The organism is Vibrio sp. 1-1(7) (assembly GCF_013048485.1).
GTDB lineage: Bacteria > Pseudomonadota > Gammaproteobacteria > Enterobacterales > Vibrionaceae > Vibrio > Vibrio fujianensis.
The window spans coordinates 524,163-548,997 of record NZ_VHSP01000002.1 but is presented as its reverse complement, the minus strand read 5'-3'; the positions used below and the strand labels follow the sequence as shown (position 1 = coordinate 548,997).

The 24,835-nt window shown below is 44.7% G+C and carries 21 protein-coding genes; 11 read left to right on the top strand and 10 right to left on the bottom strand.

The annotated features are described in order from the left end of the window. Positions 1-12 precede the first annotated feature (12 nt). Entirely contained in the window at positions 13-1,452 is a 1,440-nt protein-coding gene (locus FKN05_RS10420; protein WP_170887457.1) for a DUF2867 domain-containing protein, read from the top strand. 28 nt (positions 1,453-1,480) lie between these two features. Here FKN05_RS10420 and FKN05_RS10415 read toward each other — a convergent pair whose 3' ends face one another. The 3 genes from FKN05_RS10415 to rsuA all read right to left on the bottom strand — a co-directional run bounded on the left by FKN05_RS10415 (position 1,481) and on the right by rsuA (position 4,143). After that, positions 1,481-2,146, bottom strand: a complete 666-nt coding sequence (locus FKN05_RS10415; RefSeq protein ID WP_099611156.1) for a DUF2913 family protein — start codon at positions 2,144-2,146, stop codon at positions 1,481-1,483. Next, positions 2,146-3,351 (bottom strand): Bcr/CflA family multidrug efflux MFS transporter, encoded by a 1,206-nt coding sequence (locus FKN05_RS10410; RefSeq protein WP_170887456.1) that lies wholly within the window; start codon positions 3,349-3,351, stop codon positions 2,146-2,148. Before FKN05_RS10410 ends, FKN05_RS10415 begins: the two co-directional genes overlap by 1 nt. A gap of 96 nt (positions 3,352-3,447) precedes the next feature. After that, positions 3,448-4,143 carry a 16S rRNA pseudouridine(516) synthase RsuA gene (gene rsuA, locus FKN05_RS10405; RefSeq protein ID WP_099611155.1) on the bottom strand — a complete coding sequence of 232 codons (696 nt, stop codon included), beginning with the start codon at positions 4,141-4,143 and terminating at the stop codon, positions 3,448-3,450. A gap of 87 nt (positions 4,144-4,230) precedes the next feature. Here rsuA and radD point away from each other — a divergent pair, with 87 nt between their 5' ends. Together radD and rplY are read left to right on the top strand one after the other, a co-directional pair. Further along, complete coding sequence (gene radD / locus FKN05_RS10400; RefSeq protein ID WP_170887455.1) at positions 4,231-6,003, top strand: DNA repair helicase RadD; 1,773 nt, start codon at positions 4,231-4,233, stop codon at positions 6,001-6,003. 214 nt (positions 6,004-6,217) lie between these two features. Further along, entirely contained in the window at positions 6,218-6,496 is a 279-nt protein-coding gene (rplY, locus tag FKN05_RS10395; RefSeq protein ID WP_099611153.1) for a 50S ribosomal protein L25, read from the top strand. A 279-nt stretch (positions 6,497-6,775) separates the two neighbouring features. Here rplY and FKN05_RS10390 read toward each other — a convergent pair whose 3' ends face one another. From FKN05_RS10390 to FKN05_RS10370, 5 genes are read right to left on the bottom strand one after another with little or no spacing between them, the layout of a single operon-like run. Continuing rightward, positions 6,776-8,140, bottom strand: a complete 1,365-nt coding sequence (locus FKN05_RS10390) for a TrkH family potassium uptake protein (protein WP_170887454.1) — start codon at positions 8,138-8,140, stop codon at positions 6,776-6,778. Position 8,141: 1 nt separating this feature from the next. Further along, positions 8,142-8,795, bottom strand: coding sequence for a potassium channel family protein (locus tag FKN05_RS10385; RefSeq protein WP_161427080.1), 654 nt, complete (start codon positions 8,793-8,795; stop codon positions 8,142-8,144). A 13-nt stretch (positions 8,796-8,808) separates the two neighbouring features. Next, positions 8,809-10,269, bottom strand: a complete 1,461-nt coding sequence (locus FKN05_RS10380; RefSeq protein WP_170887453.1) for a potassium transporter TrkG — start codon at positions 10,267-10,269, stop codon at positions 8,809-8,811. Further along, positions 10,262-10,960: a response regulator transcription factor gene (locus FKN05_RS10375; RefSeq protein ID WP_099611149.1), complete on the bottom strand. Its 699-nt coding sequence runs from the start codon at positions 10,958-10,960 to the stop codon at positions 10,262-10,264. The genes FKN05_RS10380 and FKN05_RS10375 overlap by 8 nt, the downstream gene beginning before the upstream one ends. Continuing rightward, positions 10,961-11,986, bottom strand: a complete 1,026-nt coding sequence (locus FKN05_RS10370; protein ID WP_099611337.1) for a sensor histidine kinase — start codon at positions 11,984-11,986, stop codon at positions 10,961-10,963. It abuts the gene before it with no gap. A 728-nt stretch (positions 11,987-12,714) separates the two neighbouring features. Here FKN05_RS10370 and pnuC point away from each other — a divergent pair. From pnuC to FKN05_RS10355, 3 genes are all read left to right on the top strand, one after another. After that, positions 12,715-13,455, top strand: a complete 741-nt coding sequence (gene pnuC, locus FKN05_RS10365; protein WP_170887452.1) for a nicotinamide riboside transporter PnuC — start codon at positions 12,715-12,717, stop codon at positions 13,453-13,455. Beyond that, positions 13,452-14,180, top strand: coding sequence for a nucleoside phosphorylase (locus FKN05_RS10360; RefSeq protein ID WP_170887451.1), 729 nt, complete (start codon positions 13,452-13,454; stop codon positions 14,178-14,180). The genes pnuC and FKN05_RS10360 overlap by 4 nt, the downstream gene beginning before the upstream one ends. A gap of 267 nt (positions 14,181-14,447) precedes the next feature. Continuing rightward, positions 14,448-15,137: a Crp/Fnr family transcriptional regulator gene (locus FKN05_RS10355; RefSeq protein ID WP_099611146.1), complete on the top strand. Its 690-nt coding sequence runs from the start codon at positions 14,448-14,450 to the stop codon at positions 15,135-15,137. Here FKN05_RS10355 and FKN05_RS10350 read toward each other — a convergent pair. Then, the gene (locus tag FKN05_RS10350; RefSeq protein WP_099611336.1) at positions 15,111-16,973 is read right to left on the bottom strand and encodes a fructose-specific PTS transporter subunit EIIC; all 1,863 of its coding nucleotides are present in this window, start codon (positions 16,971-16,973) and stop codon (positions 15,111-15,113) included. The genes FKN05_RS10355 and FKN05_RS10350 overlap by 27 nt on opposite strands. Before the next feature lie 287 nt (positions 16,974-17,260). Between FKN05_RS10350 and FKN05_RS10345 the strand changes: the two genes are divergently transcribed. Both FKN05_RS10345 and FKN05_RS10340 read left to right on the top strand, forming a co-directional pair. Then, entirely contained in the window at positions 17,261-17,563 is a 303-nt protein-coding gene (locus tag FKN05_RS10345) for a PTS fructose transporter subunit IIB (protein ID WP_099611145.1), read from the top strand. Between the two features lie 55 nt (positions 17,564-17,618). Then, entirely contained in the window at positions 17,619-18,395 is a 777-nt protein-coding gene (locus tag FKN05_RS10340) for a PTS sugar transporter subunit IIA (RefSeq protein ID WP_161426993.1), read from the top strand. A 26-nt stretch (positions 18,396-18,421) separates the two neighbouring features. On the opposite strand, the gene FKN05_RS10335 is transcribed toward FKN05_RS10340, so the two are convergent. Then, positions 18,422-19,264 (bottom strand): helix-turn-helix transcriptional regulator, encoded by an 843-nt coding sequence (locus FKN05_RS10335; RefSeq protein ID WP_099611144.1) that lies wholly within the window; start codon positions 19,262-19,264, stop codon positions 18,422-18,424. 358 nt (positions 19,265-19,622) lie between these two features. Here FKN05_RS10335 and FKN05_RS10330 point away from each other — a divergent pair, with 358 nt between their 5' ends. The 3 genes from FKN05_RS10330 to FKN05_RS10320 all read left to right on the top strand — a co-directional run bounded on the left by FKN05_RS10330 (position 19,623) and on the right by FKN05_RS10320 (position 24,794). Further along, on the top strand, positions 19,623-21,530 hold the full coding sequence (locus FKN05_RS10330) for a PTS fructose transporter subunit IIABC (protein WP_099611143.1): 1,908 nt from the start codon (positions 19,623-19,625) through the stop codon (positions 21,528-21,530). 79 nt (positions 21,531-21,609) lie between these two features. Then, complete coding sequence (gene manA / locus FKN05_RS10325) at positions 21,610-22,830, top strand: mannose-6-phosphate isomerase, class I (RefSeq protein ID WP_337247019.1); 1,221 nt, start codon at positions 21,610-21,612, stop codon at positions 22,828-22,830. Positions 22,831-23,390: 560 nt separating this feature from the next. After that, the gene (locus tag FKN05_RS10320; protein ID WP_170887450.1) at positions 23,391-24,794 is read left to right on the top strand and encodes a PTS fructose transporter subunit IIBC; all 1,404 of its coding nucleotides are present in this window, start codon (positions 23,391-23,393) and stop codon (positions 24,792-24,794) included. Positions 24,795-24,835 lie beyond the last annotated feature (41 nt).

Genomic DNA, 24,835 nt, shown 5'->3' with positions numbered 1-24,835 from the left:
GAAGGAATAAAGATGAAAAAGGTATTAGTGTTAGGTGCTTCGGGTTATGTCGGCTCACAATTGCTTCCTCTATTGCTGAACGAAGGTTACACCGTCACCGCTACCGCTCGACAGGTAGAAGAATTATCCGATCGTATTCCTGCCCATCCTCAATTGACCATCACGCATCTTGATCTTGCGGAGCGAGATCAGACCATACAATTGATTAACGATTTTGATTTAGTCTATTTTCTGGTTCATGGCATGGCACAAGGAGGAGATTTTGTTGATTATGAACTGTCACTTGCCGAGAATGTTCGCCTAGCGCTAGATCAAAGCCAAGTTCAACATGTGATTTATCTCAGCGCCTTGCAGCCGATTGTCGGACATTCGGAACATTTATTGGCAAGACAGAAAACTGGAGACATTCTACGCCAAAGCCGCGTTCCAATCACTGAACTACGCGCCGGAGTTATTATTGGCCCAGGTTCAGCCGCTTTTGAGATCATGCGAGATTTTGTCTATAACTTGCCCATTTTAATTACCCCCAAATGGGTCGATTCCAAAGCGAATCCAATTGCACTGGATAACCTCAACAACTATTTACTCAATTTGGCTAAAGAAACACCTCAAGCCCACCAACAATTCGAAGCGGGTGGCCCCGATATTCTTAGTTATCGAGAGCAATTTGATATTATTTGTCAGTTAGCGGGTAAACCATTTCGACTCTGGTCTACCCGCTTACTCACACCACGTATGGCGTCTTATTGGCTTGGGCTGGTAACTTCAGTCCCCTCTAGTATTGGGCGCGCACTACTCGATGGATTAGCGCATGACTATATTGCTAAGGCTGATGAACTTCATCAGCGCTATCCTCAGCCACTGATCTCATACTATCAAGCCGTACAAAACACCATTGAGCAAGAAGGTCAGTTTATTCGCAGCAATGTATGGGGGTTTGATCCCGGTGCAATGCAACGTTGGCAGCCCGGTTTTGGGTTCTATGCTAAAAAAACCGGAGCCACAATCACGACAGAAGCAACCAGAGCACAACTTTGGCATGTTATAAAAACCATTGGTAGTGATCAGCAAGGGTATTTTTTTGCCAATACCTTATGGCGTACCCGAGAATGGTTAGATGTCTTATTCGGTGCCAGTCGTCCAATTCGCCGTCGTCCACAAGGGCCAGAGTTACAAATTGGCGATTTTATTGATTCTTGGAAAGTGATCCGGTGTGATCCCGGCCAATTTTTATCTTTACTGTTTGGTATGAAAGGGCCCGGACTTGGCCGACTTGAATTTATGATAAAAGAACAAGAAGGTAAACGCACATTGACCGTCACCGCTTGGTGGCATCCGCAAGGGTTTCTTGGACTTCTTTATTGGTTTGTGATGATGCCCGCCCATTTATTTATTTTCAAAGGCATGGTACGGGCCATCGTACGAAAAGCAAAACAAAAAGCTAATGCTTAAAGCAATTACAATAAATCTTCATTTAAGATCAGCGAGGCGAGGCTTGGAAAGATAATGGAATTTCTGCCAGTTGATTACCTTGGTTATCAGGAAAGATCAGATACTCGCCATGATATTTTACATTCGATTTATAGTCAGTCCGTTTATGCAGCATAAACCCTGCGGCAAACGCTTGTTCGATAAACTCAGCATGATGCCCCCGGACAAACCAACTCATAGGTTTCACCAAACGTTCACCCTCAAAGCAAGATTCACATTGTGTGGCACACAGCGCTAAAGAATTTTGTCCATCGGTAAAGAGCTGTACCCGACCACAATCAACCAGAGGTTCAGAGGTTGACACTTCCCACCCCGCTTGCTCCATTTGATCCAGAAAAGATTCAATCTTTTTATCTGTCAGCGTATTATCCGCTTGATCATGAAAAAAGTGTTGGTAATAAGCCGCAATGCGCTGAAACAGCGGTAATAGCCCCGCTTGATTCCCCTTGGAGCGACCCGCTTTTTGCCAAGTGGTTAAATCATTGCCCACACAACGATGAAAACGTTGATTTTTTAATGATTTAGATACCCAATGTACTAAAAAATGGTTATTCGCTACTGGTGCATCGACCAATTTCCCCGAAGCATGTTCTTGCGCTAATTCTTGCAGCGCACTATTCACTACATGTTGAATTTCTAAATGATAACTCGACATTATGCGTTTCTTCCGAATATCCAATAAAAACCAGCCGACAACACAGAGCATGCCGCCATCATAAAAATCATCGGCCACGCAACACCGCTTGGCATCGCGGCCACAATGGCTCCAATTACCGAGCCAGTACCAAAACGTAATGTGCCAGCCAATGAAGAAGCCGTACCTGCCATTCGTGGATAACCGCTAAGCAATAACCCCATAGTATTACTACCGATAGTAGAAATGGTACCGACAAACAGCACAACAAAAGGCACCGTTCCCCACAGCCCCCAATCCAACAACCAACCGATTAACAAGCCACAACCGGCCATAAGTTGGATAAATAGCCCAAACCGTAACATGGCATGAGAACCGACTTTTTTCACAATTCGACCATTCAAGCTGGTCATGGCGATCATCGCGATAATATTAAGCCCAAACAGATAACCAAATTCATTCGGTGTAACGCCATATAAATCAATATAGACAAATGACCCTGCCGTTAAAAAGGCAAACATACCGGCAAAAGAGAATGCTCCAGCAAAGATAAGCCCCATCGCCTGACCACTGCGACAAAGTTGAAAATAATTCCGTAAGGTATTTCCCAACCGTAACGGTTGACGGTTCTCAACCACTAAGGTTTCTGGGATCATCCATGTCACCATCGCCATCACGATCATTGCAAAAATCGCCAAGACCCAAAAAATAGATCGCCAACCAAACCAAATTGCAAGGTGTCCGCCAATCATTGGCGCAACCAATGGTGCTAATGTCACCACCAAAGTAACGAAAGACATGGCTCGAGCAAAATCTTCACGATCAAACATATCCCGGACGACCGCTTGGATGATAACCGCCGCTGCCGCACCAGCAAACCCTTGCGCGGCTCGAATATAGGTTAGTGCTTCAATACCTTGAATGGTGGCACTGACGACAGAGGCAACCGCAAATAAAAAGACGCCAACCAACATCACAGGCCGTCGTCCATAACTATCTGCTAGCGGCCCATGCAATAACTGTCCAATTGCAAACCCTGCGGTATAAGCGGTCAAGGTAATTTGCACCGCCCCCGCGCTAGTTCCGAGATCTTTAGCGATCGACGGCATAGCAGGCAAATACATATCAATGGCTAACGGAGTTAATGCTCCTATCGCCCCAAGCACCACAAATAATAAAAAGCCAATATTTGCCGCATTAGGCGGAGGAGACGCATCTTTAGTCATAACTTTCCAGAATAGTGATAATAATTAAACGGTATACCCAAAACTATTTTACGTTGTAGGTAAACGATAAGCAGTTGAATCTAATATGATTAGAGCCTATTTCCACACGGAGGCAATTTCTTGTTCTGTCAACCGACGGTATTCACCCGGCTCTAACTTGTCATCCAGTATAATGTCGCCAACCCGTTCACGATGTAAGCCAATCACCTTATTGCCAAGCGCGGCGAACATCCGCTTCACTTGGTGATATTTTCCCTCATGAATCGTGAGTAAGACTTGTGTTTGATCGATAATCTCTAATTGAGCGGGACGTGTTAATTCGCGCTCATTGCGCAGCTCAAGACCAAGAGCAAACTGCTCAGCGTAATCGGGCTCAACCGGGTCGGCAAGCCAGACTCGATAGGTTTTTTCACAATGATGTTTAGGTGAGGTAATACGATGTGACCATTGCCCATCATCGGTAATTAATACTAATCCCGTTGTATCTGCGTCTAAGCGCCCCGCAAAATGTAAATCACGTAGGTTCGCTTCATCAAGCAAAACAAAAGCCGTTTGATTAAAGCTATCTTCATGCGAACAAACATATCCTTGAGGTTTATATAACATGATATAACGAGGCCCGGTTAAACAAATAGAACGGCCTTGCCATTCCACACAAGCATCGCTCTTGACCTTAAAGGATCCACTTTTTTGTACGATGTCATCGACGGTGACTTCACCACTTTTCAATAGGCTAGTCGATTCTTTACGTGTGGTGCCGAGTGCATCACACAGGAATTTATCTAAACGCATGAATACCTCATCTGTTCTAAGTCAGGTATTATACAAGCCTTACTAAAAATAGTTGAACTATTTCACACAATTAATCTTTCGTTATTTATGTATACATTACGCCCTTACCAAGCCGATGCTGTCAAAGCGGTGATTCACTATTTTCGTCAACATTCAACTCCCGCGGTTATCGTCTTACCAACCGGAGCAGGTAAAAGCCTGGTTATTGCAGAGCTTGCTCGCTTAGCAAAAGGACGCGTTTTAGTACTAGCTCATGTTAAAGAATTGGTTGAGCAGAACCACGCCAAATATGAAGGTTATGGGCTTACCGGAGGAATTTATTCGGCAGGATTAGGGCGAAAAGACACCGATCATTCGGTTGTTTTCGCCTCGATTCAATCGGTAGCACGTAACTTAACCGATTTCACCGCTCAATTTTCACTCTTAGTAATTGATGAATGTCACCGAGTTCCAGATGCTAAGAATAGCAGTTATCAAAAAGTTATTGCACACCTCTCATCCTTAAATCCCAGGATGAAAGTACTTGGCTTAACCGCCACCCCTTATCGATTAGGCATGGGGTGGATTTATCAATACCACACTCGGGGACTAATACGCAGCGAAGAGCCCCGTTTTTTTCAAGATTGTATTTTTGAATTACCTATTCATTACTTACTTGATGAAGGCTTTTTAACTCCCGCAAAATTGATTGATGCTCCGGTGCTCAGTTATGATTTTTCACAAGTCAAGCCGGCCAGCACGGGGCGCTATAAGGAATCTGAACTCGACCTCGTGATTGAACAGTCCAAACGTGCCACACCACAAATTGTGCACCAAATTATTAACCTCGCAAAAAACAAACAAGGAGTCATGATCTTTGCTGCAACGGTGCGCCACGCTCAAGAAATTCTCGGCTTATTACCACCTGAGCAGGCAGCAATTGTGATTGGTGATACTCCATCACATGAGCGAGACATCATTATTCAACAATTTAAACAGCGAGAGATCCGTTTTTTAGTCAACGTCTCTGTACTCACAACAGGATTCGATGCTCCACATGTCGATCTTATCGCCATCTTGCGCCCCACTGAATCGGTCAGTTTATATCAACAAATTATTGGTCGGGGTTTAAGGCTATCACCAGGTAAAACAGAATGTCTGATTTTAGATTACGCAGGAAATAGCTACGATTTATACCAACCAGAAGTGGGAGATCCTAAACCCGACTCCAGCAGCGAAATTATTACCATCCCCTGCCCTGCTTGCGGCTTTAATAACAACTTTTGGGGTAAATTAGATGAAAATGGCTTCCTGATTGAGCATTATGGGCGTCGCTGCCAAGGCTATTTTGCAAACAAAGAAACGGGAGAACGCGAGCATTGCGGCTACCGTTTCCGTGCCAAATACTGTTCAGAATGTGGTGCGGATAATGATATTGCTGCGCGAATTTGTCATGCATGTGATGCAACCCTGGTCGACCCAGATAAAAAGTTAAAAGAAGCGCTCAATTTAAAAGATGCCTTAGTCTTTGAATGCTTGTCGATGGATCTCTCGGTTCATAAAGACAACCAAGGCAAAAACTCCCTGAAAGTTACTTATCAGGGAGAAAATAATGCCTTAGTACATGAATTTTGGTCATTAACCAGCGTCAAACAAAAAACCATATTTAAGCAACGTTTCGTGCGTCCTCACCTAGCTGATAAACACCGACCTTTTACAGCCGCCTCTCCCAATAAAGTCGTTGAGAATCAACATCGCTTCCGGCCCCCCAAATTTGTTATCACTCGCAAAGAAGGTCGTTTTTGGCGTTTGCGAGATAAAATTTTTGAAGATGAACTAACCAGCGATCCAAGCCGCATAACACCAAAGAAAGATGGGTAGAGGATCATATACGATGCTTATCCCGCTTTTGGCCACTTGAATCATTGGCAACCGTTCCCTTGCGCGGATTTTTATTGCCCGCAAGCCAATTGAATGCTAGTATCCGCGCTCGTTTTGATAATCACGTTTGTTCGTGGTTTTCAAAGCAACACTACAGCACAAGGTCGCATTGTGGCTGTAACTTTTATTTTTACTAATTTTGAGAGTAAATACTATGAAATTCAATGCAGTAGTACGTACTGAACTAGGTAAAGGTGCGAGCCGCCGCCTACGTCATGCTGATCAATTCCCTGCTATCGTTTATGGTGGCGAAGCTGCACCAGTTGCTATCGCTCTAAAACACGCTGACATCATTAACCAAATGGACAAGCCTGAATTCTACGAAGGCATCACGCTTGTTATTGATGGCACAGAAGTTAAAGTTAAACCTCAAGACGTTCAACGTCACGTGTTCAAGCCAAAAGTTGAGCACATGGACTTCATCCGCATCTAATTCCCTACCAAGGAATTCATCGGATATAATCCAACCTTTTGCATAATTAAGATTTTCCGGCTTTACCAACCGACAAATCTAAAAAATTAGAAACCCCGATGCTACCAACATCGGGGTTTCGGCGTTTAAAAGACCTGCCTTATTCACTTCACAATTGAGTTTAACAAAAAACATCGAATAAAAGACGCTAGCAGTGATGGTCATTAATGCGCATTGCGGTTAACTAGATTACCTTAGTCGTGAAACACGTGCACATTTCCTTGTTCTAGTCTTAAAAACTCATCCAATAGCTAATTTTGTCTCCGCAAAACGGAGTTTTTTCTGACGTGGGCTGGCTAAAAAGTACGCCAAGGTTAATGGCCCCAATCTACCCATATACATCATAAAGATGATAATAAGCTCGCCCGATGCAGAGAGCTGACCTGTTAAGCCACGAGATAATCCCACAGTACCCAATGCAGAAACCGCTTCAAACACGACATCTATCATCGGGGCATTTTCCGTCAAGAGTAATGCAAAGATGGCTAACCACGTTACTACAACCGAAATCATCGTCAGTGCCAGAGCTTTGCTGATCGTATCTTTCGCGATTTCACGTTTAAACACATGGATTTGCTCATCACGACGTAAGTAAGCGTAAGTCGATAATATCAACACCATAAAGGTCACGACTTTGATGCCGCTTGCAGTACTCAAAGAGCCGCCCCCAATAAACATCAGCACCAAAATAATCGTGGTTGTGGCATCTTCGAGTTGGTCAATCGCGAGCGTATTAAAACCTGCGGTTCTGGGGGTTACCGCTTGAAACCAAGAAGCCAGCCACTTACCGAGTTCGCTGAGTGGCGCTAAGGTGTTGGGGTTATCACGCTCGATTAGGTAGATGGCGATCACTGCCACAGCATTGATAAGCACGGTTCCCATTATCATCATGCGGCTATAAACCGTCAGCTTTGACCAGCGACGGTTTCGCTTTAAATCCATCCAAACCGAAAAGCCTAACCCACCAATAATAAATAACCCGGTAATTGTTAAGTTAACGACGGGGTCATCCACATAAGGCATTAAGCTATCAGCACTTAAGGCAAACCCTGCATTATTAAACGCACTGACGGTATAGAAAAAACCGTGAAATAAACTGGTTGCCCAGCCAAGTTCATCACTCCAATACCAAGTTAGTATCATCACCCCAACCAATTCGACGGTCAGTGCAAACATCAGTACGGATTTAGCGGTTGCAACCAACATCGAGGAGTCGGTTTGATTGAAGGCTTCTCTTGCGACGGTACGCTCTAAAAAGCCGATTTTCCCTCCCAAAGCAATTAAGGTCACAATGGCAAAGGTCATGAGCCCGAGTCCACCACACTGAATCAGTAAAGCGATGACAACTTGCCCAAATAAAGTGAACTGTGTGCCTGTATCAACCACCACTAGCCCTGTCACCGTCACGGCTGAGGTTGCCGTGAACAAACTCTGTATCCAAGTGATAGGCTCATGAACCGCAATAGGCAATTTGAGTAGTGCCATACCCAGCAGGATGAGCAGTAAAAAGCTGCCACTTAAAATCAACGGTGGCGCACCCACTATTTTTTTTCCTGACTTGGGTTTACGCTCTATCGGCGTGATCGAGGGATGCCACAATACCATGTCACACCAACCTTGGAGCGAGGTATTTTAACTCAGCCCGAGTGCCGCACAACAGAATAATATCATTTGCTTTCAAGACAAAATCATGACCAATCTGATTGAGCACGTCTTGTTCACGTTTGATGAGAACCGTTTGCACACTGCCTTTGGTATCGCCAAGAATTTGTCCAATTTGGGTATCGTGTAGCGACGCTTTAATATGAACTTCCACCACATACAAGCCATGACCTAATGACAAATAGTTATTCACCATCGGGTAGTTTAGTGCCTGAGCGACACGCACGCCCATTTCCTCTTCTGGATGGATAATACGTTGAACGCCAAGTTTCGATACAATGGTGTGATGTGCTTTGGTACTGGCCTTCACCCAAATCTCTTTAACACCGAGATTTTTCAATGCCAACGTGCAAAGCAAACTTGACTGCATGTCCTCCCCAATCGCGATCAATACCGCTTCACTGTTGCCAAGATCTAATTCACGCAGCGCATTTTCATCGGTGGAGTCACAAATAATCGCTTGCGTTAACTCCTCGACATATTTCTCAACAATTTTGGGGTCGCGATCAACGCCCGTCACGGTGTGTCCGAGATGGATCAGTTCAAGACTGGCTGCGATACCAAAACGCCCAAGTCCAATGACAGTAAAATGTGCCATGACAATACCTTTACTATTTTTTCCAAAAGTGGGGCAATAACATGGCTAACACCGTGAAGTATTCCAGTCGGCCAAGGATCATTGCCAGATTTAATATCCAGATGCCTGGATCAGAAACAGGTTGAAAATTGCTTGCTACCACGCCAAAACCAGGGCCAAGCACATTGATACACGCCACCACTGCGGTAAAAGACGACCAAAAATCCAGTCCCGTTGCCATCATCAATAAGGTAAACACCACGGTAGTCAATGCTGCTAGAGACATAAAAGCCATCACTGAGTTGGTGACATCAGAGGCCACTACACGACCTTGATAACGGATCGGTAATATCGCCCTAGGATAAGTCAGTTGGCGGATCTCTCTTCGAATAACTTTAAAAGTAATAATATCGCGCACAAATTTATTGCCCCCTGCGGTAGAGCCAGAGCAACCACCAAGATAAGCACAAAACACTAAAAAGAACGCGCTTGCCGCAGGCCAACTGCCCAAATCCGCCGCCCCAAACCCAGTACTGGTCATAAATGAAACGACGCTGAACATGGCAAAACTGAGTGAGGTCAGAAAATCGTCGTAAGCAGAATGGTTAAAAATATACCAGCCCAAAACAAAGGAGAGCGCAATCGCAGTAACAATAAACACTCTTGACTCTTCATCGGAAGCATACAGACGTAACCCTTTAAAGCCACCTCGAAAAACTCGGAAATGAAGGCCAAAACTGATCGCGCCCAACATCATGAAAATGTTGGATAATATAAGGATAAGGTGGCTTTCAAAATGCCACATACTGGCGTCATGGGTCGAGAACCCTCCTGTTGAAACCGTGGTAAAACTGTGCGCAATAGCATCGTAGGCCGACATCCCTGCAAGATAGTAAGCCAACGCACAAGCAACGGTTATCGCCAAATAGACACCCCAAAGGTAATGAGCAGATTTAGAAATACGTGGTGATAACTTATCATCCTTGATAGGGCCTGGTGTTTCGGCCTTAAGCAGCCGCATTCCACCCACATTAAGCATAGGCAACACCGCGACGACAAAAATCACCACGCCTAACCCTCCCATCCACTGAAGAAATTGACGATACAAGAGAAAAGATTTCGGCATATCGTCCAAGCCAGCCAAGATGGTGGCACCCGTGGTGGTTAACCCACTGATGGACTCAAATACTGCATCAGTCATACTGACTTTTGTAACGAGATGGATCGGTAATGCACCTAAAAATCCTGTCAAGACCCAAGTTAAACTGGCAAACATTAACGCATCTCGGAAGGTGACTTTATGCAGTTCACTTTTTCGCAATAAAACGGATAACAAAAAGGCAGTGAGCATCATTACCGCCGAAGGAGAGAAAAAGTTACTGGATATACGGTCTTGAAATATAAACAGCGATAACAAGCCAAATGAACCTTGCACAATCCCCATCCAAAGTATGGGCATAACCAAGAGTCGAACGGTGTTCTTAAGGTTAATCACAAGGTGGCTCCATTGAAACTAAACGGTAGCCAATCCCTGATTCGGTTTTAATGAGCTGTTGTTCGTCTGCACTGTCGTTGAGTTTTTTACGTAATTGGCTAACCAGTACGCGCAGATAATGGGTATCGTCGGTATGACTTTCGCCCCACACCTCTCTCAACAAGTCTGTTTGCTTCACAAGTTGCCCTGGTGTAATCATGAGCATTTCAAGAAACGCAAACTCCTTTTTGGTCAAAATGACTTCGGTATCGTACAGCCAACATTGATGGGTACTTTTTTGTAGCTTGAGCGCACTAAAAGTAACGATATCCTCGCTAAAATGGTCACTGACCAAATCTCGCAGCAGTACCTTAATCCGTACAATAAGTTCTTTAATGCCAAACGGCTTACTGAGGTAGTCGTTAGCGCCCGCTTCAAGTAAGCGGATCTTCTCTTCTTCTTGATCGCGTGCCGTTAGGATGAGCACGGGTGTTTTACTGGATTGGCGGATCATCGATAGGAACTCGATACCATCGCCATCAGGCAACCCTAAGTCGAGCACCACCACATGCGGCAGAACACGCTCAAATTGCACTTTCGCCGTCGCTAACGAGTCTGCTCCCACGTAATCAAAGCCTTCAGCCGCCAAAGAAATGCGCATAAACGTTTGGATTTGAGGCTCATCATCGACCACCAGTATTTTGTAGTTCACTTACTGCTCTCCTTGTTGACTGCTTGGCAGCGAAATCCGAATCAAACAACCTTGTTGTACTTCTACACATTCGATATGGCCTTGATGGGCTGAGACCACGCCTTTTGCCACACTCAATCCAAGGCCAGAGCCAGAGTCATCACTTCTTTTTCCCTTACCTGAATAAAACAGCTCGAACATGCGTTCTGCTTCATCGGGTCGCAGTGATTGGCCTTGGTTGTAGACATCAATCACCACATTCTGCTGACTCTGATAAATCGTCACACTGACCTGTTTATCTTTGGGGGAATAGCGCAACGCATTGTCCAAGACATTAAATAACGCCTGCTCTAGCAAAGCTCGACTGACATCAACCGATGAAACCACCTTATTGACGACAACCTCAATACTGGTAGTGGATGGAGAAAAACGGCCAATAACGCTTTTTACAATATGTACTATGGATTCTTGTTGCTTCTTGATACGAACCACACCGTGTTGTAATTTCGTCGCTTGCAAAAGGTTCTCAATGTATTGATGTAAGCGGTGACTTTCTTTGATGGCACTGTCGAGCAGTTCATTCTTTTCTTTGGCTTGCAGTTGCGTCTGATATTCTTTGAAGGTGGTGAGATTACCGATAATCCCCGCGAGCGGGGTTCTCAAATCATGGGATACAGAGAGCAAAATTTGGTGGCGCAGTTGAACTTGTTCTAGCGCATTTTGTTGGCGTCGATATCGATCTGCGAGCTGACTGGTGGTAAAGGCAACCACAATAAAAACAAGTAAATTGATGATGTCATCCAAGTGAAACATCTGAAGCGAATACCGAGGCGTGGTAAAGAGAAAATTGAAACTGACCGCTTCGGCAATCGCAGCCACATAAGCTATTCGTGAGTGACATTGGAGGGCAATCACAACGATAGAAAGCTGGAGTATCAGCAACACCGCGATGGTTGAGCCCAACCACTGATCAAGCCCTAAAGAGATAACAAGTGCAAGAACAAATACCGAGGCTGATAATAGATAACGCTTCTGTAGCCAACTCATTGCCATATCAATCATTTGCAAGAAAATATTAACCGCGACTCTATCAGATACGGAATCAGGGTTCGCGTAAAAAAAACGTAAAAAAATGGCAGGTAATAATAGAAAAATCTAGAGATGTAACAAACTTTGATCGGATAGGCAACACCTGTTACTAAGTGCTGACCTCCTCGTGCACCTTTCACTGCATACGGCTCAAGCCCCCACTAAAGTGTATTAGGTTACCCTGCAACCTAGGTAGCAGTTAAAGCAGGATCAAACCAAGAGTGACGGCTTTCCAATCAATGTATTGCCACTGAGTGCCATTAGGAGAAGCACTAATTTCTGATGATACAGATGATTCACTCTTATCGTGGTGAACAACGCTTTAGATCCCAGAGGCCAGAATAAGTTAGTCTCTGGTTAACAGACCCTAGGCGTAAAGGTAATAGAACTGAATCAACCCAGCAACAAAACTGGGCTGATGTGTAATGCATAAAAGGTGGCATTATACTGTACTTGAAAGTAAGTCACTCATTGAACCCGTCTTTTCCACGATACATATTACCTAATCTGCGAAGCTATCGGGCTTGAGAAGTATTGATAGAAAAATATGAACAAAAAATATATTGCCTTTTTTAGCGTCTGTTTGAGATCCCGCCCTTGTTTGGGAGGACATTTGTCCTCCCTTTTGACGAGTGAAGAGAGATACCATCCTTTTATCCACTAACATTCAATGAAAAGGACTTAATATGGAGCTGCTCTCCTTATTCGATATCAATAATACCTTGCTACACATTCCGATTGGCACAGGTTATGACATGAGCTGGATCGAAGCTATTGGCACCATTTTCGGCTTACTATGCATCTGGTTTGCCAGCCAAGAAAAAACCATTAACTACCTGTTTGGTTTAATTAACGTGACCCTTTTTGCGGTGATTTTCTTTCAAATCCAACTTTATGGCTTACTTCTGCTGCAGTTGTTTTTCTTCTGTGCCAATGTGTACGGCTGGTATGCATGGACAAGACCCAATGCGGCGGGAGATTTGCTCGAAGTTCGTTGGTTAAGTCAGAAAAAAATGCTCATCACCGCCAGCCTCTGCGTGTGTGCGATTGCCCTGTTAACACTTTATATTGACCCATTTTTCTTCGCGTTAGCAAACATCGCCGTCGATAGCATGAACCTATTTGGTGCCAACTTATCTGAACCAGTATTAGAACCGGATGCGTTTCCGTTCTGGGATTCAACCATGACCGTATTATCGATTGTCGCACAAGTTCTCATGACTCGGAAATACGTTGAAAACTGGGTACTTTGGGTTGTCATAAACATCATCAGTGTCGGCATCTATGCGATGCAAGGGGTGTATGCGATGTCATTACAATACGCTATCCTAATGTTTATCGCAGCCAATGGCACTCGCGCATGGGCACAAACAGCAAAACGGAACCGCGCATCAAACGAAAAATCGGTCAATGAGGCCGTCGCATGAGTAAACAACCCCATTTATGTGTTGATCCAACCCAAGTGGCTGAGCGAGTCATCGTTTGTGGTGAACCTGATCGTGCCGATCGCATTGCCGCATTGCTCAACAACGGAGAACGTATCGCAGAAAACCGTGAATTTCGCTTATTCAATGGACAATACCAAGGAAAAGCGATCACGGTGTGCAGTACCGGGATTGGCGCACCGTCGATGATTATTGCGGTTGAGGAGCTGGCACAATGTGGCGCACGCTACCTTGTGCGGGTCGGCTCAGCGGGTGCATTACAGCCAAATATCCAACTTGGCCAACTGATCATTGCGGAAGCTGCCGTGCGTGATGATGGAGGCTCAAAAAGTTATATCGATTCGACTTACCCTGCCTACGCCAGTTTTAATTTACTTCAAGGGCTTAATGGTTATTTGCAAACACAAAACAGGCCTTACCATATGGGAATCGTCCGTTCACACGACAGTTTTTATACCGACAATGAAGAAGCCTTATGTCATTACTGGCATGGAAAAGGCATCCTAGGGGCGGATATGGAAACGTCAGCACTATTTACCGTCGGTCGTTTACGCGGTTTACAGGTGGCGTCTGTACTCAATAACGTCGTTTGTTATCAGCAAGATGTAAAAGAAGGAGTCAACCAATACGTGAATGATAACAAGGACATGATGGATGGAGAAAAACGCGCCTGCTTGGCTGCACTGGAAGCCCTTGTAAACCTGTAGTGTGGTAATCCGCCCCACCAAAGCGAAATGGTCTCTTCAGAAACCGTTTCTATAGCCAGCCCACTGAAATTGCAGGTAGGTGGCAAGTAAATCCCCAATCGCATAGACAGACGATGCGATTGGGGTGAACGAGCGTAGCTAACACCGCTGCAGCGTCAGGTAACAAGGAGATACATCTGGTAAGCTCTCATTATCAACCGTAGAGGAGTGACATTGAGCAATAAGAAACGTACTCTTTACCTTCTTAATCGACAGTAATCATGAACTATGAGAATCAGCCCCTATCCCACTGGCCGTTTCGCAACTTATTTGACAAAACAAGCCAAAGCTTTTCGAGATCTCATCTACCGCTGCCAAATAAACAGCTACTATGTTGATGCTGGCACAGCCATACTGCGTCAAGGCGAACAGCTCGAACAAATTTTTGTCGTGCCTGTCGGCCGCGTTTCAATGAATATCATCGCCGTGAATGGCCGACGTTTTCAACTCGGTGAAGTTAATTGTGACCACCATATCTTTGGTGAAATGGAGTTTTTTACCGAAACACCGTGCCAGTGGACCGTCACCGCCGATGAACACTTACAAGTCGATCTCATTTGTATTCACCGTTTAATGCAAGCATTGCAACAACAGCCTGAAATGATGGTTTTCTTTGCCTCGGCATTAGCTGAGGATTATCAAGACTCTATGGCGATTTATACGAGCCGCTTACTGCACCCTATCGCTTACAACATTGCCTTTGATTTACTTCAACAAAAACAACATTCCGTAACGCTAGGAGGGTTTGACAAGGTGAATCAGGAAGCTGAACGCTTTGGTACTTCAAGTCGAGTATATAGACGTGCGGTAAAAGAACTGATCGAAAGAGGACTAATCACCAAACAAGGCAACCGCTTAGCCATTGTGAATGAACCGCAATTACGTCGTTTTCTAGGGTCTGTTGACCCGAGTGAGTAAAGCGGCAGCATTAAATATGGCTTCTTTAGTACTGACATCAAGAACGTTTATTTTATTAAAACGCTCCGGATCGTTTATCGCAACATCATGAGCAAAAATAACCAATTTGGCTTGTGCAATATCTTTCTCTGTAATCCGGTTAATCACTCCATTTGCCCCCTGTGTTTCAACCTTAATTTTAATGCCAAGTGCACAAGCGGCTTTTTCTAAGGATTTCGCTGCCAAAAACGTATGAGCCACCCCAGAAGGACAAGAGGTAACCGCTAGTACATCGGCTTCGCCTTCTCCATACACTGACGTATAAGCGGGAGAACCTGGCATATAGTATCGCTCTTCTACCACGTTTTTTTTCAAAGCAATAACAATCATCGCCGTCGTCACAGAACCGGCCACTGTACCGACGAGGTAGCCGATTTTCCCATCAATGACCGGCAATACGATCCAACCGCCCCACGGTGCATGATTCATCACCTGAAACATAAACCCAAGCACATTCCCAACAATTCCGCCCGCAACAATAGCAGGTAATACGCGGGCCGGATCGGCAGTGGCAAAGGGAATGGCACCTTCACTAATACCAATCATACCCATAATGCCAGCCGCTTTTCCGGCTTCGCGCTCTTCACGCTTAAATTTATGCGGTGATAACAACGTCGCCAGCGCCATTCCTAATGGCGGTGTGCAAATAGCGATTCCAACCCCACCCATCAGCCATGGCTGAGTATTCACTTGTGTCTGCGCAAACAAGGTGGCAACTTTATTAATCGGGCCGCCCATATCAAATGCAGTCATTGCTCCAAGCACAGTACCCAGCATAACTTTTCCTGAGCCTGCCATTTCCGTCAGCCCATTATTCATCGCCGTCATGGCACTTGCGATGGGTACTCCCATCACCCACATCACCGCACCACAAGTCACGAAAGTACCGACGAGGGGATAAATAAAGATAGAGCCGAGTGATATCATGCTATCGGGTAACCGAATTTTTTTGAGTAACCACACAACCCATCCGGCCAAAAAACCCACGATGATCGCACCAAGAAATCCGGTGTTGTAATGGCTTACCGCAATCCAAGACCCGATCATGCCGGGTGCAAGCCCCGGCTTATCAGCAATTGAATAAGCAATATAACCGCCCAGCACAACCGTAAATAACGTTAAACCGGCCATTCCCATTTGGGCGATATCGGCGAGAACGCCTTCTTGCGGCACACCACCATGACCAGAGATCATCACGGATAATGACAGCAAAACACCACCTGCAACAATAAACGGGATCATATGTGAGGTACCAAACAACAAATGTTCTTTGATCCGTCCGAGCTTTTGTGCCCAAGGGCTTAATGGCTGCTCGCTCACATCAAAAATCGCTGGCGAATCTTGTTCTGACGTCTCTGTTAGCATTGCGAACGCTTCTGCACATGATTGAGCCGCTTTAAGCTTTTCCACAAAGCTCTCTTCAATAATTTTAGTGGAAATTTGTGCCAATACTTCGATATGGTGGTGGTCATCCCCAACGGGTGAAGCCAGCATAAAAAAAACCTCCGCTCGCTCGCCATTCTCAGCACCATAATCAATCCCAGTACGGCTAATACCCACAGCAACCGCAGGCTTAGCAACGGCACGACTTTTCGCGTGCGGAATCGCAATTCCATCATCAAAGCCCGTATTCCCTATCTCTTCCCGCTGCCAAATATCGGTTAAAAACTCGCTTTGACTGGTTAACTTCCCAGCCGCACCAAGCAGACCGACCAGTTCTTTGAACACTTCATCTTTGGTTTGAGCCTTCAATTCTAAACAAATCGTATCTAGCTCGATTAAGTCGGTAATATCCATCAATTGTTGTTCAATATTCACGCTCGAATGTATCCTTATAGGCGTTTACCCTGTGCGATGAAGAGCAAAAATGGCTCTCTATGGGTAAGGTTGCTGTGATCACCTGCACGTTAATTGTGCATAGATTAACCAGCCAACTCGCTTGCAGCTATAGGACTAAGCACACATCAACTGGATTAATGTAACATGATGAGCAAACTGTGATAGAACACCAATGTTTATCGGTTATCGATTCATGCCATCGGTTGTTGTTGTGTTAATATTTACCAAAAATCATTGGATAGTTCATGAAGATTGTCGCAGTCACCGCATGCCCTACAGGCATTGCTCATACCTATATGGCGGCCGATGCTTTGATGAAAGCAGCGCCTAAATATAACGTACAAATCAAAGTTGAAACTCAAGGCGCAATGGGCATCGAAAATCAGCTCACGCCCCATGATATCGCCCAAGCGGATCGCGTTTTGATCGTCTCTGACATTGATATTGAACAACCAGCACGTTTCGAAGGGACACATCAAGTTCAAATCCCGATTGAAGATGTATTACTTAATGTCGATAAAGTATTTCTCCTCTATTGCCGCGATTAACCACTGCCAAGTGGCTGAGCATCAAAGCTGCCGTTTTCATGCGGAGAAATAACCGATGAACGAATATCAAATTACTTTTTTTGTTGATAACAACACTGCACGGGCTCATATCGTTCAGCCCCTCAATCGAGTGGTAAAAAAATTCAAAAGCACCTTGCATATCATCAACATAACTCGCAATCGCGTGGCACAATTAAGCAAATCCTTAGCTATATTACAAGTTGGATTACAGCAAAACGACCTGTGCCAAATCACAGCCATAGGCATTGATGCCGAGCTGGCTTGCTTCGTTATCAAAGACATCATGGCAGAATACTTTACGGTTGTTGGCTCACAAATCAACTATGAGTTTTCCAGCCAATTGGCCGAACGTCTACCACAGATCAGCCCACCCTGTGACATTAAATGGCTTTACGCCAACGCACACACAGCGTTGACTAAGTTTGAATGTTTAAAAGGATTGGCTCAATTAATTCATCCCATTCATCCAGATGAACTGCTCCTTGCGTTTATTAAACGAGAGGAGCGATCTTCCACATGTGTGATACCAGGGATCGCTCTGCCTCATGTTATGTTTGCAGGCGTTGAGCACATTAGCGTTGCTGTCATTGCCAATCAAATTCCGATGGATTGGGCGTCAAAAATGGGCAATGTCCATCTTGCCATCGCACTGGTCATGCCGGAAAAACCCTCTCGAGAACAGATCATCGCTGCGACAAATCTCACCCGTAACTTATTAACTGATCAAATGGCAGAACGCCTGCTACTGACGAAAAGTCGCGTTGATTTACAAGCATTGCTAATGTACGCTATGTCTCGCCTACTAGCTTGATTAATAAAGCTTTTTATTTCTCTTGGTCAAATTGAGCCACGGTATTGAGTTGGGGTTTTCCCTGTGCGATTTTTAAACACACGACAAAAATAGTTCACATCTTTAAAACCACAACGGACAGATACTTCATTCAGTTTAAAGTTATATTTTTTCAGCATAAACTTTGCGCGCTCAACCCTAACCCAAGTAATGTAATCAGCTAATGTCATGTGACCTTGTTGCCGAAAAAGGCGCGACAAATGATTGGATGAAATACTAAACCGAGCAGCAATACTGTCACGGGTAATTGGACGGTGAAAGTTCTCTTGAATATAAATACAAATACCTTGATACAAATCTTGCACACGGCGGCTCGACTGCTGCTCAATCGGCGCATCCAACATTGTTTTGGCATATTGTAATAGGGCTTGTAACAAAAGCTCATCCATCGGCTTTTTTATATTCTCACGAGCCAGCGAACTAAGCGCTTCTAAGATGTTATCAATCGCAAACCCAGAACGGGTCTGAATACTGTGTTTTTGAATATCGTAAAAAGTCGCCTCACCTTTACGTTTGCTTACTAAGCTCAGACCAAGCTGACGACGACCAAACAGAATGCTCAATACCGAACAATCTGTATCCCAATCAGGCTTATTCCAACAGTTTGGTGGAATAAAAATGGCGTCTCCACTTTTGGCAACAATATGGCTGACTTTTCGATGATCATCTTCCATTTGATTAATATATTCCCCACTTAATACCAACTCTAGACGCGGAAAATTGACTTGATAGCTAAATTTTGGGGGGGTATGAAAATCACCTGCGAACCAAATATGATGAAAGGGTTCCCTTTCTTGTAAGACCGCTGAAATTAACTCATTAAAAATCATTTGCTCATACCCTATCTATTGGGGACTATTTTTTTAGGTATACACTGGGCTGGATTTTTGTACTACAGAACAAAATCACACTTCACCAACAAGGTTATAAAAATCCAGTTACTGAATCAATTTTCTAGATAAAACCCGTCGCCAATTCTACTCTCGCAACGAGTGATAAGGTTGATGAGCTCTATATAATAATTTTCCCACAAATCACCGCTGCAATAAAAATACAGTAGATGATCTGAATCACACTCTTACTAGTGAGTTACAATTATCCAGTAAATGCATTATTTATTCACTACCCTGAATTGAGCACAACTTTGACAATGCACTGAAATAACAATGATCGTTACAGGGGTTATTCATGATCACCAAACTCATTAATGAAAATTTAATCAAGCTTGATCTTCAAGCCACGAGCAAAGAAGAGGTGTTTAAAGAACTCATTGAAGTTCTCTATGCTCAAGGTCGCATCTCAGACCAAGCACAATTTTTAACAGATATTCAAGCACGTGAAGCGTTGGGCAACACAGGATTTGAAGAAGGGGTTGCGATCCCGCATGCCAAAAGTGCCGCCGTCATTGAGCCGGCGGTGGTGATCGGTGTTAGCCAATCAGGTATTGAGTACGGTGCTGATGATGGGCTCCCTTCTAAATTATTTTTCATGATCGCCTCACCCGATGGTGGCGATAATCACCATATTGAAGTGCTTGCTGAACTCTCATCAAAATTAATTGAAGATGGCTTTATTGATGCCTTTGTTAACGCATCCAATAGCCAGCAAGCGCTGGCGTTGCTGTTAACCAAACAAGAATCACAACAACCCACACTCCCCGTAACCAATCAAGGATTCATTATTGGCGTAACGGGCTGTCCTGCCGGTGTTGCGCACACCTACCTCGCTGCAGAAGCACTAGAGAAAGGTGCCGCTGCCATGGGTTATGATATTAAAGTAGAAACGAATGGCTCTATCGGGGTCAAAAATAGCCCAACTGAGCAAGAAATCGAACGTGCCGACGCCATCATCGTCGCCTGTGATAAACAAGTGGACATGAGCCGTTTTGCGGGCAAGCGTGTGGTTAAAACGAATGTAAAAGCTCCTATCCGCGATGCTCAAGCCCTGATTAATGAAGCGTTAAACGCCCCCATCTACCAAGCAGATGCCACCAGCAATACACAAAAATTTGCCGCTGGCAAAGCCTCTCAAGCTCGCTCCGATCTCTACCGTTATTTAATGAATGGTGTCTCACACATGATTCCATTCGTTGTAACAGGCGGTCTACTGATCGCTTTAGCACTGGCAGTAGGCGGTGAGCCGAGTGAAACTGGCATGGCGATTCCGGACGGCAGTATGTGGAATCAAATCCTTAATGTGGGCGTGGTTGCCTTTACTCTGATGATCCCAATCCTTGCCGGTTACATTGCTTACGCCATTGCAGACCGCCCTGCACTCACCCCAGGATTGATCGGCGGCTGGATTGCCAATAACGGATCTTTTTACGGCGCAGATGCAGGCACAGGCTTTATTGGCGCGATCATCGCGGGTCTATTGGTGGGTTATTTCGTCAAATGGATTACATCCATCAACTACCACAAATTTATCCAACCTTTAGTCCCCATTATGATTGCGCCGATCACTGGTTCATTATTCATTGCGGGGCTATTTATCTTCGTAATTGGAGCACCAATTGCAAGCTTAATGGATAGCCTAACCGCACTTCTGACCACCATGAGTACCGGTAATGTGGTATTGCTCGGTATCGTATTAGGCGGAATGGCTGGATTCGATATGGGTGGCCCCTTCAACAAAGTTGCCTTCTTATTCTCGGTCGGTATGATAGCGAGCGGTCAAACACAATTTATGGGGGCAATGGCATGTGCTATCCCCGTCGCACCGTTAGGTATGGCATTAGCAACGGTATTGGGGCGTAAGTTCGCTCTATTTGAAGCATCAGAACAAGAAGCCGGTAAAGCGGCTGGTGCAATGGGTTTGGTCGGTATTTCTGAAGGTGCAATCCCATTTGCCGCGCAAGATCCGATGTCGGTTATTCCTGCCAATATGCTAGGTTCAATGGTTGCGGCAGTCATGGCGTTCTCATTTGGTATCACCAATAGCGTCGCACATGGTGGCCCCGTGGTTGCACTATTAGGTGCAATGAACCATCCCGTGCTTGCACTTCTCTGTATGATCGTCGGTGCAATAGTAACGGCAATAACGTGTGTCACATTGAAGAAAATTCGTAAAACGAAAATGATGCAAGCTACGGCTTAGCCCTAACGATTCTAATGGCTTGGGCAATTTGGTCCAAGCCATGATTTTTTAATGGTGAGATTTTATGTCTGATTTAACAATGTCTAAGGCACAAACGGCCCCAACACAGGCGGGTTATCCCATGTTCTTATTGATGAATAATGTGATTCAAAACTACGCTTGGGGCAGTACAACCTCTGTCAACCAACTGTTTGGGATTGAAAATCCAACCCATGAGCCACAAGCTGAAGTGTGGATGGGCGCGCATCCCAATGGCTGCTCAACCGTCAATATCCACGGTCAAGCCACAAAACTCTCTACGCTGATTGCTCAAGACATGGATGCTTTTCTAGGCACAGAAGTAGCCACTCGTTTTAAAGAACTTCCTTATTTATTCAAAATATTGGCAGCAGAAAAAGCCTTATCTATTCAAGTCCATCCAAACAAACAACAAGCAGAACAAGGATTCGCGTTAGAACAACAACAAGCCATTCCTCTCTCTGCGGCTCATCGTAACTATAAAGATCCCAACCACAAGCCGGAATTGGTCTACGCATTGACTGAGTACCAAGCGATGAATGGTTTTCGATCCATCAATGAGATTATTGGCCATTTTTCTCAGCTTGCTATTTTTGAGCTACAACCGCTATTAGACGAGCTTATCGCTCATCAAACACCTCAAGGCTTAGCGGCGTTCTTTTCTGGCTTATTATCTCTTGAAGGGCAACAAAAAGAAAACGCGCTCACCGCTCTGTTGGTAAAAGCGCGCGAACTAAACTCTCCCCTGTTTAGCCTCATTGCGACACTGGAAAAACAGTATCCGAATGATATTGGCCTATTTGCACCCTTATTGCTTAATGTGATCACACTACAACCCGGTCAAGCGATGTTTTTAGATGCCGAAACGCCACATGCCTATCTCCAAGGGACAGGTCTTGAAATTATGGCAAACTCTGACAACGTCTTACGCGCAGGCTTAACCCCTAAATATATTGATGTACAAGAGTTAATCGCTTGCACTCGTTTTACCGAAAAACCATCCGATAGCTTATTACTCGACCCCATTGAACGTGATGGTATCTTGGAATATCCCGTGCCAGTGAACGATTTCAAATTTGCTATCATTACCGCCTCAAACCACAATGCATTTGATGTGCAAAGTGCTGAAATCCTACTTCCGTTAGAAACCACCTTAGTGCTCACTCATGCAAACGGTGAAACCTGTGTGGTAGAGAAAGGCCGCTCCGTGTTCATTCCAGCTTATGCCAAACATTACACGATGAGTTGTACTGGCCGAGTTGCTCGCGCATATAGCGAGTAATCGACAAACTATACCCAAACAACGTGGAGTTACAGGTAGGCGGCAAGTGAGTGAATCCCCATGAGCATAGACAGGCTATGTGATTGGGGTGAAAGAACGTAACCAACACCCCTGCAGCGTCAAGTAGGAAGGGGATATCCGATTGGGCTAAACGAACGTCGCCAACACTGCTGCAGCGTCAAGCAAAAAAGGAATACCATTCAGCCAGTCTCTTTTGACTGGCTTTTTTTGTTTTTGGTATTGAGCGATATAAATCACATTTAAGCTTGAGTGATACAAATGTGTAGTAATAGACTCTTTTTTACTATTTCCGCTCCCCGCAAGATTAATTAAATTAGATCCATCATTTACTAAGCATGAATCAAAGCCGAATAATCCAATTAATCAATCGTTAATTTAATCAAAATCACCATCAAGAAAAGAATAAAAAGCCGTAATAAAAACACTTGATCAAATACGCCACCGATACTCAAACAATTTGGAGTTGCAGGTAGGCGGCAAGTGAATAAAAAAGGTGAGCATTAAATTATTATTTTAACTCAATCATAAGGTATAACATTATGAGTACCCTAACCGCTCAAGCTACCCATAATCGTAGCAATTTTAAAAAACTCCTCAGTACCGTGAAAGGCCATCTTTTATTTGGTACCTCTCACATGTTGCCATTTATCGTCGCCGGAGGGGTATTATTGGCGCTTGCCGTCATGGCCTCTGGTAAAGGAGCCGTACCGGCTGATGGTTTATTAGCTGACATTTCTAATATTGGCATAAAAGGCTTGGTATTGTTTCCTATTATTTTAGGGGGCTTTATCGGTTATTCTATTGCGGATAAACCAGCACTTGCACCGGCAATGATCTCATCTGGTATTATGGCCGACATGGGCGGCGGTTTCCTTGGCTGTATCGTGGCAGGCTTTATTGCCGGTGGCGTGGTATTCCAACTGAAAAAAATCCCACTTTCAGCCAACATGACCGCATTGGGGGCATATTTTATTTATCCTCTGGTAGGTACAATCATTTCTGCAGGCATCGTGCTATGGGGGATCGGTGAGCCAATTAAATTATTTATGGCTTCGATGAATGAGTTTCTCGCATCCATGGCCGGAGCATCAAAGGTGGTGTTAGGGACAATTCTAGGCGGGATGACAGCCTTTGATATGGGTGGCCCAATTAATAAAGTCGCGACCCTATTCGCACAAACACAAGTCGATACCCAACCATGGCTTATGGGCGGCGTCGGTATCGCCATTTGTACACCACCGTTAGGTATGGCACTGGCAACCTTCCTATTTAAGAAAAAATTCACCAAACAAGAGCAAGAGGCGGGTAAAGCGGCAGCCATCATGGGATCCATTGGTATTTCTGAAGGCGCAATTCCATTCGCAGCCAATGACCCGATACGAGTGCTACCGTCTATCGTTGCTGGTGGTATCGTAGGCTGTGTATTTGGCTTCTTAACCAATGTATTGCTTCACGCACCTTGGGGTGGCCTGATCACCGCGCCAGTTTCAAGCAACATTCCAATGTACGTAGTCGGTATCGCACTCGGTTCGCTCACAACGGCTTTAATGGTTGGCTTTTGGAAACCGGTTGTCACTGACGATCCAGAAATGGAAAAAGAAGAGAACACCCCATCCGAGACTCAAACCATACCTACCGTGGGTGAAGGCGAATATGACATCGTAGCCGTCACCTGTTGTCCATCCGGTGTGGCGCACACTTTCATGGCCGCAAAAGCACTTGAAAAAGCAGGGGCAGCAGCCGGCATCAAAATCAAAGTTGAAACGCAAGGTCAAAATGGTATCAAAAACCGCATTACTGACCAAGACATCGCCTATGCTAAGCTGGTTATTCTTGCCCACGATATCCAAGTCAAAGATGCACATCGCTTTGCTAAAGCAAATATTATCGAATGTTCAACTAAAGAGGCGATGAAAAAAGCCGCTGAATTGATTCAAATTTAAATAATACGCTCCAGTTCAAGAGCCCTTCCCCCAAGGGCTCT